Raw genomic sequence first — 13,673 nt, forward strand, 5'->3', positions numbered from 1 at the left:
CGCTACCTCACCAGATACAGCATTGGGAACAGAACGATCCACAGCAGATCGACCATGTGCCAGAAGCAGGCGCCACCTTCGAAGAAGGCGAATCGATGCTCGGTGATCTCGGGTTTACGTGCGAACACGTACAGCGTCACGAGTACTACCAATCCCACGATGAGGTGGAACCAGTGCAACCCGGTCAGCACGAAATAGAACATGAAGAAGTCATTGGTGGCCGGGGTGATCCCGTGACTCACTTTTTCGGCGTACTCCAAGACCTTCAACGCCGAGAAGAGTATTCCGCAAAAGATGGCACCGGCGATCAGGTGAGGCGCCAGCGGCATCCGTTTCCGCACCGCCCGGACAGCGAGCACAACCAGCAGTGAGCTCACCAGCAGCACCACCGTGTTGGCCGCACCGTAGTTCTGATTCAGCGCGACTTGCGACTGATCGAAAATCTCGGGCTTCTTCGCTCGGTAATAGAAGAAGGTGGCGAAGAGGACGGCGAAAATAACCATATCGCCGAATATGAAAACCCAGATGCCCACCTCACCTGGTACTTGGGGAACGGCACGAGGATGTTGCCGAGAATTTCTCGTTACTGTCGACATGATGCTTCCGCTCGAGGGTCAGGGGTTTCTACCGGTGTCTACTGTGTCCGCAGCCGTCTCGGAGTCGGCGTGCTGGGCGCGTCGGTACAGCAGCACGGTCCTAGATATGAATTGAATCACTATTAAGTATCCTGGCAGTCGACCGAGTAGGTGTCAAGCGTCACTTTTTGTCATCTGTCGTCTCCGAGGTCACACCTCGTCTACCGCGGTGCGTCAGGTGCGTCTCCGCGGAAAGCTGCCGGGCGTCGTGTGCGGCGCTAGGCCGTTGAGGTAACCCGTGCGGCTGTTGGCCCACCTGCACACGAGCGGGGCCTCCCCGCTCTCGTGGTTCCCGGCGAATGCTGGGTCTCAAGGTTCATCACGACGAAGGAGGCCCCTATGAACGAGTATGACGGAAATCAGCTCGTCGGGATCGATCTGCACCGGCAGCGGTCGGTAATCGTCCGCCAGACAGCGGAGGGTGAGCAACTGTCGGCGGTGCGGATCGTCAACGATCCGGTGGCGTTGGGTCTACAGATCGAGAAGGCCGGCCCGAACCCGGAAGTGGTGCTCGCGGCCACCTACGGCTGGTACTGGGCCGTCGACGCCCTGCAGGCCGCCGGTGCGACGGTGCATCTGGCACACCCATTGGGTGTCAAGGGATTCCGATACCGGATGGTCAAGAACGACGTCCGCGACGCCGGTGACCTGGCGGATCTGCTGGGGATGAACCGGCTACCCGAAGCCTGGATCGCCCCGCCTGCCACACGCGAGTTGCGGGAACTGGTCCGGTACCGGGCGAAGCTCGTCGCGCTGCGCTCCGGCCTGAAGGCGCAGGTGCACGCCGTGCTCGCCAAGGCCGGCGTCCTGATCCCCGTGTCGGACCTGTTCGGTGTCACCGGCCGTCAGAGGCTGGCCCGGGTGCCGCTCGGGGACGCGTACGCGCAGCGGGTGATCTCGCTGCTCGAGCTGATCGACGACCTCGACGCCCACGCGGCGCGGTTCACCGCCCGGATCGCCGCCGAGCTGCGTGGCGCCCGCGGGTATGCGGCGATCCAGACGCTGCCCGGCGTCGGTCCCACCCTCGCCGCGGTGTTCGTCGCCGAGATCGGGGACGTGCACCGGTTCGCCGATCCCGCGCACCTGTGCTCCTGGGCCGGTCTGACCTGCTTTCGGATGCACTCTGAGGAGTACATCGACTCTGCCGTCACCGTCGGTTCCCGGATGCAGTTCGGCAAGGTCACCAGCTTCAGCAGCAACCACAGCACCGCCGATAACTTCGCTGGCCACCCGCCGTATATGGCACTGGGCCGATCTGTCGCATCGAGCTCCCGTTCCCCATGGGATGGACTCCTCACGGGCACTGGATGGACTTTCGCAGTGTTCCGTCACCGCACATGCTCTCCGTCGAGCTGGAGAGCTGAACTCCCAGCTTCGCTGGCGACGAGGCGGACGGCCACATCGAAGACCTGCGAGCCGACGCCCGAGGGAGAAGACCTGCGAGCCGACGCCCGAGGGAGCGGAGGGCGCGGCCACCCAGCGCCCTGCTAACGGAACACGTGGTGGTCCGTGGAGGCGGGTAGCTGGAAACCGGGGATCTTGTGGGCTGTCATCGGGCCGTGAGGTCCCCGGCTTGTCATCGGGGGCTCAGTCGACCTCGTTATCGACCTCTTTGAGGAATCCTCCGTTGAGCATGCGCTTGGCGTTCTGGACCAAGGTGTCGACAGACTCTCCGCGTGGCTGCCACCATTCGGTGGACCAATTGAGCGAACCGAGGATGAGCATGCGTGCGAGCCGCTCGTCGACGCCCGGCCGAAGTTGCCCGGCCGTTCGCACGTCCCGGAACAGCTTCCTCCACAGCACCGCGTATTTCTGCTGCTCGGCGAGTTGCCGATCGCGCAGCTCGATGGGCATCTGGGCGGCATTGCGAATCGCGGCCATTGTGTAGTCGGACTCGGTCAGAATGAAGCGTAGGTGCTGCTCCAGTGCGATGTTCAGGCGTTCCGCGGGTGACACGCTGCTCGCAGCTTTGAGGGCCTTGCGCACATGGTCGTGCAAGTGTGCCATTCCCTGCCAGATGACCTCTTCGATCAGGTCCTCGCGCGATTCGAAGTAGTAGTAAATTGCCGGTGCTTGACACTCGGCGCGGTCGGCGATATCGCTCAGGCGAGTTCCGGAGAAACCTTTGCGGCACAAAATGTGCGCCGTGGCATCCAAGATCCGGGCTCGGGTCTTGGCGGACTTGGTAGTCGCTAAGGGAGCGCTGCTGGCATTGTTCGTCGCTAGGCGTGGCACAAACCCGATTCTAACTGCCCTTCTACGGTCGTGCCTGCGACACCCTGATTTTGTTGACGATCCCGGTCACATGCACCTATTATTTAGTCTGAATTAGATACTGCCGGGAATGTTGGTCCTCGTTCAGCTGGCCCGTAGCGCGCCGTGAAGTCGTGATGACGCGCGATGTGTTTCGTGTGCCGAACGATCCTTGAGTTTGGAGTGAGAAGAGAAGATGGTGGAATCGATGAGCTGGACGGTTGTCGGCGGGGCGTCGGGTGGTTTGGGTCGGGCCATCGCTCGTAGCCTGGCGGAGGATGGCCATGACGTCGTCGTGGCGTATCGAGGCAATCGTGCGGGGGCCGACGAGACGGCGGAGCTCGTCCGTTCGAGTGGTCGAAAGGCCATGATTGAGCAGGTTGATCTTGCGATTCCCGACGAGGCTCGGGCCTTTGCGAGCCGAGTCGCGGATGCCGGCGCCGTGCGAGGTGTCGTCTACGCGGCGGGCCCGGTGATTCCGATGTCGTTCATCGCCAAGACTGAGCTCGAGACCTTCTCACGCGTGATCGACAACGACCTCAAGAGCTGCTTCAACTTGGTGCAGCCTTTCCTGCCGATGCTCCGTGCTTCGTCGGGTGCAGTAACCGCCATCGTCACACCGGTGATCGAGCGGTACAGCAAGATGGACCTGATGTCGTCGGCCCCCAAGGCGGGGGTTCAGGCATTGATCAGGGGCATCGCCGGCGAAGAGGGGCGATTCGGCGTTCGCGCGAATGCTGTCGGCGCCGGCGTCATCGAGGGGGAGGGCATGTTCGACAAGTTGGTGAAATCGGGGGTCTTCACGGAACAAGGCCTGGCCTTGGCGAAGTCGGAGACGACCCTTGGTCGGTTCGGGGACGTGACTGACGTGGCCGAGGCAGTCCGATTCCTCATGTCAGATCGTGCCGGCTGGATTACCGGCCAGACTCTCAACGTCGATGGAGGGTACGGAGTCTGATCGCGATTCGCGTCGTGAGCATCCTCTGGTGCGCGATGCGTTCGAGTGTCACCGGTAAATCCCCGGCCGCGTCACACGGGACTCGGGTGGCTCGCGGTCGGGGGTGCGAAGACCTGGCCCTCTTTTCGGGCAACACCGCGCCGACCCAAAGTGAGCGGCCAAGGTCCTCCGACGGCGACCGTGCGGGCATCGCTGGTCCTGATCGGGCGCGTCGAAGATGTGGTTCAGATCATCGACCACGCGGTATTGATCGCGTGGGGGTTCGAACGAATGCTTCTGTTCGCCCAGAGTTTAATGTACAGTAAAATGTCTCGGGAGCTTCCCCGGTCCGCCGGAGCCCCCGCGCGAGGAAAGGCTGCCTATGTCGGAGGAACTGCACGTGTCGGTGGATGAGCACGTCGCCGTGCTTACGGTCGATCGTCCGCTCGCCAATAACTCACTCGGAGGGTCTCTGCTGAGGGAACTCTTGGACGTCTCCGCCGAGCTCGAACGTGACGACAGCGTTCGCGTCATCGTCACGACCGCGAACGTCTCGGACGGCGCGACGGCGTGGAGCCCCGGCGTCGACTTTGCCCAGCTGGACGGCAAGCTCGGTCCCGGCGCGGACGCGGATGTCATGTTTTACGGCGGAGTGATGCAGGGTGATCACGCCTCGCTCGGGGTCTCGGCTCAAGCTCGACGTTTCGACCCGTTGGGGCCGGGCCGATGGATTCTTCAGATGCTTAACAACTTTCAGAAGCCCACCATCGCGGCCATCAATGGAGCCGTGGCTGGCGGAGGCATCGGATGGGCTGGCCTGCACACTTACCGCATTGCGGGCGAGTCGGTGAAGTTCAAAGCTGCGTTCGGCACACTTGGATTCGGCCCCGACATGGGAGCCAGTTATTTCGTCACCAAGCTGATGGGACAATCGGCGGCGACGGACTTCTTGCTGCGGGACCAGCCGATGTCGGCGGAAGATGCGCACCGTGCAGGCTTCGTCAACCAGGTGGTCCCTGACGGCCAGGTGCTGGAGCACGCGCTGAAGGTTGCCAAGGATCTAGCGCAGCTGCCGCCACTCGGGTTGCGGGCGACGGTCCGTGCCTTGCGAGGTGCTGAGACGAATACCCTGGCCGAGCAGCTTGACCTGGAGTGGGACAACCAGCGCATTACCTTTGCCACCGAGGACGCTGCCGCGGCCTTCGAGGCATTTAAAACACGCACGAAGGGGACGTACGTCGGCCGTTGACCGGAGGTGATCCGGTCTTCATCCACGATTCGAAGGAACACCATGCAGGGCATTGAAGACATGGACGCCATCGTCGTACGATCGATCCGCGAGCGGCGCGCCGAGCCGTCCCGCGACGAAGTGCCGACGGCGCCGAGCATGCGCATCCCCAAGTTCGGCGCTGCTGCAGGCGCCGGCATACGGGATGCGGGATGCGGAACTCTCCGGTATTTGTTTGACCCGTCGAGGCCTCAACCGGGTAGATTCCAGGAGTCCTCGCGTGAATGAGGGATTCGTAAAGTCGCCATCTGAAAGGGTCGGCCGAGGGGCAAGGGACGGCGAGGACCTGGAGGGAATCGGCCCGGTACCAACGATCGCCTGGGGACCCTTGCTCGGTCAAGCGACAACTGTGGCAGAGCAGGACGTCCCGGGCGATCTCGTCGATAGACGACGCGCGGTCCGTGATCTCGGTCGGGCGCTCCGCGCCCTCGGGACCGCCTCGGTCATGTCGGAGGTGCCTACCAAGATCCTCTGCCAGGCGAGGCTTCTGGTCGCCGAGGCCACCTCGATCCTAGGCGCGACGAGCCGGCAGGCCGGTGTGCCCTCCTCGGTTGACGACCCGTACAACGGCGTACGAATGTTCTCACCAATGACCGGGGAGGGGAGTCCATTCGTTGCTCCGTTATCGTTCGAGACTGTCGACGGCGTGGCCAGCGCCACCTGTACGTTCGGTGAGGCATTCGAAGGCCCGCCGCACCACGTACATGGCGGGATCTCGGCAATGCTGATGGATCACGCGCTGGGGCATGTCGTGGCAGACTCAGGCAAACCGGGCCTGACCCGGAAGCTCGTCGTCCAATACTTGCGCCCCGTCCCCTCCGGGGTGGAGCTGCTCGTGCGCGGGCGAGTGGTCGCCAGCGGGGACGGCGATGTCTTCGCTCAGGCGTGGATAGCCGCCGCTGCTGAGCCGGGGACGCGACTGGTGGCGGCGGACGGGCACTTCCGCCTGCTGCGCCCGGAGCAGGCGGCGAAGCTTATGAAGCAGTTCGCCTGACTGGAATCGACTGGCTTCTGCTTCTTGCGAGCAGAATGACCCGGGACCTCCGCAGGATGCCCGCACAACTGGCCTTCGGCGTCGGAGCATTACCGGAAATCCGGTGGCACGCCTCGCCGTGCCACCGGTCCTCGGGGCCACGAGACGATCTCGAAGATTGCAGACGTCGTCTCGCTCAGGGAAAGCCAGGCCTGGCTCTATCGACTGCTCGAGAGTCTGCGCCGAACCGGCCAATCCGGTGGCGGTCGGCACGGGTTGCCTCGATCGCCTCCGTGAGGCCGGTGCGCCCCTCACTGCGGGGATCCACACGTCTCCGGACGCCGGCGTCCTGCACGAAGGTCAACATAGCTACGAATGCACGGTGTGGCCGACATCGCGATCGGAAACCGGCTGAGTCGCCTCGTGCTGCGGGATGTGGCGCTTCTGCGTCTGACCACCGACTGCGATCCGGGCGTACCTTCGCCGAGCAGATAGACGGTGTGATGTGCACGGCGCACCCCCAGATGCTGAAGGGAAGCCTCGAAAGAATTTGGCTGACGGTTGCCGGCCGCTCCGGAACCCAGCGACAGAACTGTCGGGACACAGCACCCAGCTACGACTTGTCCGTGCGCTTCCAGACGGGGCATCGGCCGGTGAAGGTCCTCGGAGTCGACGACTTCGCCCTTCGACGACGGCACCGGTCCGGGATCGTCCTGATCGACATGGCCACCGCCCTCCCCGGCGACGTCCTCAACGACAGGAAGGTCGATTACCTTCGCCGACTGGCCGACTGGCCGACCGCGTGCCCGGGCACGACCGTGGTGCCGTGTTGGCGCTGGCGCTTGCGTCGAAGGGGCGCGCACGGGGGCGCCCGACGCGATCGAGGTCGCCGAAAGCTGACAGCTGTGGCATAACCTGGCCGAAGCCGCGCGGAAAACATTGCGGCTCAGAGCGTTTGTCTCCGACTCAGGGCTGCAGACGATCCCGAACGGCACACCGAACTCACCGCCGCGGAGGACTTCCGGCGGACCGCCGAACAAGCGTTGACCGCGCGCCGCGAGCAATCCGTCCTCGTCGCCTCCACCCAGCGCCGCTATGAAAGCGGTTTCCGCGCTCGAGGCCCAGGGCAGGTGGATCAAACCGATCCAACGGGGCTCGGGCGCGCTGAGGAGAACCGTGCGTCGGCCGTTTGGCAGCGTCGCCAACTGCTGGCCGCCCCGCAGGCAGGTCGGCACTCGGGTTGGACGAGTCCACCGTACATCTGCACGGGCGAAAATCCCGAAGGTTCGGCGCGTCGCCTCGCGGATCCTGCACCGACCTGAGGGCATCACCGACGACGAGCAGCAAGTCCTCGCCAACTGCCAGCACGTTGAGACCACCGCCGCGTTCGTACCTCGTTCGCCCGAGATGCTGACCAGCACACGGCGACCGTGTCAACCTTGTAAGGCGGCCGTCTCCTCGAACGATCTGCCGAACCTGCATCGATTCGTCCGGGGATCGGACGCGACCGAGCCGCGGTCCTCAACGGGCTGACCACCTGCCCGACAACTCCGGCGCTGTCGAGGGAAACGTAAATCGAATCAAAACGCGCGAGCGGCAGAGGGATGGACGCGCCGGATTCGACCTCCCACACATGCGAATACACCTCAGCCACAGACATACTCAGGAACCATCACGGAGAATGAGCCAGAGCCATTCGAACCTGACACACGCACGCGGCCGCAGTCGCGCCTTGGAGTTTCCCGGGAGCGGTTGCAGCGACCAAGCCGTGGCCACATTGCTGTGACCGTCCATGACATCGAGGTGAAACGCCACCCGTGACTGTCCGAGTCTGAGTTCATCGATGGCGCTCACGACCGCAGTCGTGGACGTTGCGCCATTGTCGGCTGCAGCGCCGGACTCGGTCCCTCATCCTAGCCTTCGGCAACCCGGCTTTTTGTGTCAAAAAATCAGAGCAGCAATGACTTACGCAAAATTCTCGACTGTCACGGCTGCACCCCCGATCGTGCGTGTACATCAAGGCCGCCGGCCGACCGTGTGTAACTCGGGGAGCTCTCACCACCCTCGCCCGACGCAGCTAGCTTCACGTCCGGTCGGCGGCCGCGTTGACCTCCTACACCGGTCCCGGAGAGGGGCTTCACCGGCGTCGTCCGCTCCCGGCTCTCCCGGCCCGGCAATCGGCAACTTGTACCGAGCCCTGCGCACCACGGTCATCACCTCGTACTGTCGGACACGGTCGGTCGTGGTTACACGTGCTACCGCGCTGTGGGCACGAGTCGCCAGGACACGTTGCGCTGCTTGAAGACGGTTCCACCCTCTGCGGTGGCGGGCCGGGAGGGCCCTCGGGGACGATTCCGAATCTATTATCCTGCCCGGCCCGCGGACACCCCGCGCGTCGGTACGTCGGACCAGTCACGTCTTCCTCGTTTGAGGAAGACTGTGCGCATCACGCGTCCTCGAGCTCCACAGGCGAGGCGGCGCGTTCGAGAATTTCGACGATTCCAGAATTGCCGTTGACGCGAATACGGTCGCCCGTCTTGATGGTGCGGCTTCCGCTTCGGGTGTTGACGACGCACGGCACCCGAAGCTCGCGGGCCACGACCGCTGCATGGCTAAGTGCTCCGCCGATGTCCACGACAAGGGCGGACGAGATGAACATCACCGAGGACCAACTCGGGTCGGTCGTCGGGGTCACTAGAACCTCGCCAGGTTGAACCGCGGCGAAATCAGGCTCGTAAAGGACACGCGCGATTCCCTCAACGACTCCGGCGCTAACACCGATGCCTTCAAGAGTCATCGCTCCCTCGGCGGTCAGTCCGTCATCGGCGCCGACCGGCGTCGCCTCCGGCATGCCCTTCCACTCGCCCGGGATCGACAGCGCTGCGTACGCATCCCGTCGCTCGCGCCGTTTCCGCACAAGCGACTTAACGTCGCTAGGTATGTGTTCGACTTCTGCCGCGGTCAAGTAAAAGATGTCGTCGGGGTGCTCCAAAGTGCCAACTTCAACAAGCAGTGCACCGAGCCGCCGCGCCGCTGCTCGGGTCCCGTCGAGTCCTTGCACCAACGACCGCTTTGCCACACCGCGCAGCGGAATACGTTTCGCTGCGAGTTTCAGCAGGAACCGAACGGCTGGTCTTTGCCATCTCGGCGTCGCAGCAAGCAGCTGTCGCGCCGCCTTACCGGCCGCGATGTGGTGATCCGCCTCGCGAAGGCGAGGATCCTCAGCGTCGTCTTGGTGGGCATAGGTCTCGATCAGTGTGCGCAGCGGCTCAGGATTCTCGCGCCACACAACACTCGATATTTCGCCCTCCGACGGACCGTGCATTCCATGCCGCGCGACGACCTCGTCAAAGCTGAGCTCGTTGCGTGACGCCTTCCAGACGTCGGTGACGAGTCCCGAGACCTCAGCCCCACCGGAACCGCTCAATGCCGAGATGTCCACTCCAGCAGGCTTGGTCAGTCGTTCAAGAATGTCGTACACCGGAACGATGCCTGCAAGGGAGCTGACGATCTGGGTGTCCAGGGCTCGGTCGAAGTGTCGTTTGGCGATTCGGAAGTTTTCGGTCGCCTCGGCCACCGTCGACGCTCTGGACACGCGCTGAAGATGCGGTGCGTACCAGGCGTCGACCGCTTTGACAGTCTCCCGGACCTCCTTGGTGACGGCCATGAATGTCCAGGGGAATCTACCGGCGATAATGGGCCATCGACGACGTGTGGGATTAGCCTGCCAACCGTCGGGAACACGACCGAGGATCTGTGTGACGATGTCCTCGCTCGAGGTGCCAGGCATACGGTCGCCCATTGTGCCCATGTACTCGACCTGGATGGTGGGGCGGCCATAGAACGCGCGGAAGTAATGGCGGTCAACGTCATCAGTGAATTCCGACTCTGCTCGAGACAGGACACCGATACGGAATGCGGCCTTCAGTGCGGACTCCTCGAGCGTCCGGTGCCACAGCGTCCAGTTCAGGGGAGTGAGAACCCCGGGCATCGCCTCGCCGAGGTTAGACGTGGTCCAATGAAGGTTCGGAGCGCTTGGTGAGTGTAGTGGATCCCACCGCTCCGGTGTGATGACAGCCGAGTCGTTGGCAACACGGACCTGATTGCTGGGGGGGACGGGTAGCGATGCCCAGACTGTCTCCGGCCTCGCCTGCAGGAGCTGCACCTGTGAGGACGGTCCGGACCCGGCAACTGCCCACTCGACGTCCATCGGGGCGCCGAAGGCCGTCTCGATCTCTCGTCCGAGTTCGGCGATCCTGCACACTTCCTCGTTGCTGAGGGACCAGTCCGCACGCTCGCCGGGCGAGACTTCTACCTTGCGAACCTGCTGACTCGCCTCATCGAAGCGGTACGCAATCTGCTTATCCCCGATAACGCGCTTGCGTAACCCAAGAGTTTTCTTGTCGACCCAGAAGGAGTCCGGCGTGACCTCCCCGGCTACGACGGCTTCGCCGAGCCCGTAGTTCGATTCGATGTACAGCGCGTCGCGGTCACCGTTGGCCGGATCGAGGGTCATCATGACGCCTGCCGCACGAGCTTGTACCATCTCCTGAACGACCACCGCCATGGCTACATCCTCGGGCGGAACTCCCAAGCGGGCCCGATAGGCGATGACACGCGGGCTGAAGAGGCTTGCCCAGCACCGTACGATATGGGTAATAACCTGGTCTGCCCCCTGCACCCAGAGATAGGTGTCCTGCTGTCCAGCGAAAGAGGCGTCTGCACGATCCTCGGCGATCGCGCTGGACCGCACGGCGACGGGAGTCGGGGACAAGCCCAGCCCGCAGTATGCATCTTCGATAGTCGTGCGAAGCTCATCACTGATGAGCGCTTCCGTGAAGAGCGCGGAAATCACCTCAGACACGGCTGTGAGATCGCCCTCGGGGTCGGCTCCGCGAAGAGCGGCCTCGATGTGCTCGTTGATGCCCGCAGCCTTCACCGCCGCACGGTACGCGTCGGTGGTAACGACGAAACCCGGAGGTACGGTCATGCCCGACCGCATAAGCGCTCCGAGTCCCAGCGCCTTGCCCCCGACCTCCGATGCGACATCCTCTCCGCACTTCTCGAGCGGCATCACTGCGATGACGTCCATGAACCTCTGCCTTCTGTCTGAGTTAACGATTGAAAATGTCGTCGCGCGGTGACGTAATCTCACCTTCGCCGCAGTCGGGTGTCGGGCGCTACCGGAACGGCATGTCACCGCGGTGTCTTGGTGCGCTAATCACCCTGGGGTCCGCCAACTCCTCGCGATGCCGCGGAAGGTCGGATCTGCTCATACTGCTCAGCGAAAGCATAACCCAGAGGATGCGGCCAATCCAGGGTTTTTTCTATCTGACTTTAAATTGATGTGGATCGGCCTGACGAATGGTCGCACTGTAGGTGCGAACGATTTCCGCTCACGAACGAACCCGCTGCGCTTCAATATATTTCGCCGTCTCAGGCTCGGTCATGCTTGTTGCAGTTGCGCTACCCGCGGGAGCTTCTATGAAGTTGGGTGCCGCGGGCAACGAGGTGCCGGGGTACCTCCGGGCCCACGAACGCAGACCGCCCAGCCAGGCCGGCCCAGTCGGGGCTTAGGTATGTGTCAGTTGGAGTGCAAGCGCTCCAAAAGGGCCGCCTCGGTGCGTCCGGAACCAGCGGACGGCCGTCAGTTCGGCTGCGACTACGTGGACGTCCACCCTGGAGGGCCTTCTTGCCTCGTTCGCCAGCACTGGGCCGGCCCTCGCCGCGCGGGAAAGCCCGGATATTGCCTGGTGGGATTTGCGGAGGCCTCAGCATTGACACTCGAAAGTGAGGTAGCTAACATAACGGTATTACAGACAACGTAGTTTGTCTCGTCGTTCCACCTGGAGCCGCGTACGCGCTGTCCCAGGAGGATGCAAGAAGGAGTAATGGTTTGGCGCACGTTGTCACCCAACCCTGCTGCAATGACGCAGCATGTGTGTCGGTCTGTCCCGTCAACTGCATCCATCCGGCGCCGCATGAGCCGGGTTATGGCACTGCGGAGATGCTGTATATCGATCCGGTCTCCTGTATCGATTGCGGCGCATGTGTCGAGGTATGTCCTGTGAGCGCGATCGTGGCCGATATCGATCTGACGGATGAGACGGCTCCGTACGAGGAGATCAACGCTGCGTTCTATTCGAACAGGAGTTCCGAGGACGCGAATGTTGCTCGGGCACAGACAACGAAAGTAGATTCGGACGAAAAGCTCCGCCCGCTGAAGGTGGCTATCGTAGGTTCCGGCCCGGCGGCATGCTATACCGCAGAAGAGCTTCTCTTGCGCCGCGATCTCGCGGTCGAGGTGAACATGTTTGAACAGTTGCCCACTCCGTGGGGCCTGGTCCGTTACGGCGTCGCTCCCGATCATCAAGGGACGAAGGCGGTCGCCGGGCTGTTTCAGCGCACCGCAGGTCGCAGGGGTATGGAGATGTTTCTCAATGTCACTGTTGGAAAACATGTTACGCATGAGGAATTGCTGGAGTCGCACGATGCGGTGGTCTATGCGGTCGGTGCTTCCGGGAGCCGACGGCTTGATATTCCCGGCGAGGAGCTACCTGGTAGCCACAGTGCAACCGAGTTCGTCGCGTGGTACAACGGACATCCCGATTTCGCCGACAGTGTGTTTGACCTGTCCGCCGACCGCGCTGTTGTGATCGGGAACGGCAATGTCGCTCTGGACGTCGCCCGTCTCCTTGTCAGCGAACCCCAAGCTCTCGCTAAGACGGATATGGCTACCCATGCCGTAGATAGGCTCGCTGGGAGCAATATCAAGGAAGTAGTCGTCATGGGACGGCGAGGACCGGCGCAGGCGGCATACACGACTCCGGAACTTCTAGCGTTGAGTCAATCGTCGAGCTTTGATGTTCACGTAGACATGGACGAGTCCGAGCTGGATGCATACTCGCGCGCCGCTACCGAGGGGAATGACCCCATCGCGACGGTCAAGTTGGGGATTCTGAGGAAGCTCGTGTCCTCCGCTCCCAGTCCCGGCAAGAAGCGAATCGTCCTACGCTATCTTTCGTCCCCCTTGGAGGTATTGGGAGATGACCACGTAGAGGGATTGAGAATCGCACACAACGAATTGGTGTCCACCCAGGATGGACGTTCGCAGGTGCGGCCTACGGGGGTCGAGGAGGACATCGAGTGCGGGCTCGTTCTGCGCTCGATTGGGTACCGAGGAGTTCCAACAGGTCCGCTTCCCATTGAACCGGTCAGTGGCACGATTGCAAACCATGGCGGCCGTGTCACCTCGGAAAGCGGAGCCTGTCTGACAGGAGTCTACGTCGCGGGATGGATAAAGCGAGGCCCCACGGGCGTGATCGGCACCAACAAGAAGTGCGCAAAGGACACCGTCGAGAAGATCATCGAGGATCACCGCGCGGGGCGCCTCAACGCACCTGTTCGTGCGCAGGAAAACTTGCGACAACTGATATCTGAGCGACAACCGGACTACCTGAACTTCGCCGGCGCGAAATCCATTGACGCGCACGAGCGAAGTCTGGGGAGGGAACGAGGAGCTCCGCGAATCAAGCTCATCGATTTGAATGAGATGCTGCGCGTTGCGGAAAGGCCAAATGTGTGAAT

The 13,673-nt window shown here is 62.8% G+C and carries 7 protein-coding genes and 1 pseudogene; 5 read left to right on the forward strand and 3 right to left on the reverse strand.

Going from position 1 to position 13,673, the window contains the following annotated elements; genetic code table 11:
- Positions 1 to 2: 2 nt before the first annotated feature.
- A complete protein-coding gene (locus tag QM693_RS00940; protein ID WP_342365510.1) occupies positions 3 to 533 on the reverse strand; it encodes a cytochrome c oxidase subunit 3 in 531 nt (176 codons plus the stop codon).
- A 441-nt stretch (positions 534 to 974) separates the two neighbouring features.
- On the opposite strand from QM693_RS00940, the pseudogene QM693_RS00945 reads away from it, so the two are divergent.
- Positions 975 to 1,742 (forward strand): annotated as a pseudogene (locus tag QM693_RS00945) (IS110 family RNA-guided transposase); the annotation flags it as partial.
- A 480-nt stretch (positions 1,743 to 2,222) separates the two neighbouring features.
- On the opposite strand, the gene QM693_RS00950 reads toward QM693_RS00945, so the two are convergent.
- Entirely contained in the window at positions 2,223 to 2,870 is a 648-nt protein-coding gene (locus QM693_RS00950; protein ID WP_105417955.1) for a TetR/AcrR family transcriptional regulator, read from the reverse strand.
- A 226-nt stretch (positions 2,871 to 3,096) separates the two neighbouring features.
- Here QM693_RS00950 and QM693_RS00955 point away from each other — a divergent pair, with 226 nt between their 5' ends.
- The 3 genes from QM693_RS00955 (at position 3,097) to QM693_RS00965 (ending at position 6,107) form a co-directional block, all read left to right on the forward strand.
- A complete protein-coding gene (locus tag QM693_RS00955) occupies positions 3,097 to 3,846 on the forward strand; it encodes an SDR family NAD(P)-dependent oxidoreductase (RefSeq protein WP_240960532.1) in 750 nt (249 codons plus the stop codon).
- Positions 3,847 to 4,207: 361 nt separating this feature from the next.
- On the forward strand, positions 4,208 to 5,074 hold the full coding sequence (locus tag QM693_RS00960; RefSeq protein ID WP_141471507.1) for an enoyl-CoA hydratase/isomerase family protein: 867 nt from the start codon (positions 4,208 to 4,210) through the stop codon (positions 5,072 to 5,074).
- Between the two features lie 388 nt (positions 5,075 to 5,462).
- Positions 5,463 to 6,107, forward strand: coding sequence for a PaaI family thioesterase (locus QM693_RS00965; RefSeq protein WP_181450142.1), 645 nt, complete (start codon positions 5,463 to 5,465; stop codon positions 6,105 to 6,107).
- A gap of 2,425 nt (positions 6,108 to 8,532) precedes the next feature.
- Here QM693_RS00965 and QM693_RS00970 read toward each other — a convergent pair.
- The gene (locus QM693_RS00970; protein ID WP_283351057.1) at positions 8,533 to 11,178 is read right to left on the reverse strand and encodes a PEP/pyruvate-binding domain-containing protein; all 2,646 of its coding nucleotides are present in this window, start codon (positions 11,176 to 11,178) and stop codon (positions 8,533 to 8,535) included.
- Positions 11,179 to 11,982: 804 nt separating this feature from the next.
- Here QM693_RS00970 and QM693_RS00975 point away from each other — a divergent pair.
- Entirely contained in the window at positions 11,983 to 13,671 is a 1,689-nt protein-coding gene (locus tag QM693_RS00975; protein WP_283351058.1) for an FAD-dependent oxidoreductase, read from the forward strand.
- Positions 13,672 to 13,673: the final 2 nt, after the last annotated feature.

This window comes from Rhodococcus sp. IEGM 1305 (genome assembly GCF_030058635.1).
In the GTDB taxonomy this organism is placed as follows: domain Bacteria; phylum Actinomycetota; class Actinomycetes; order Mycobacteriales; family Mycobacteriaceae; genus Rhodococcus_F; species Rhodococcus_F opacus_D.

Bases quoted from the DNA above. Each gene is read 5' to 3' on its own strand.
- QM693_RS00955 (WP_240960532.1), top strand. From the start codon at position 3,097: ATGAGCTGGACGGTTGTCGGCGGGGCGTCGGGTGGTTTGGGTCGGGCC.
- QM693_RS00960 (WP_141471507.1), top strand. From the start codon at position 4,208: ATGTCGGAGGAACTGCACGTGTCGGTGGATGAGCACGTCGCCGTGCTT.
- QM693_RS00970 (WP_283351057.1), bottom strand. From the start codon at position 11,178: ATGGACGTCATCGCAGTGATGCCGCTCGAGAAGTGCGGAGAGGATGTC.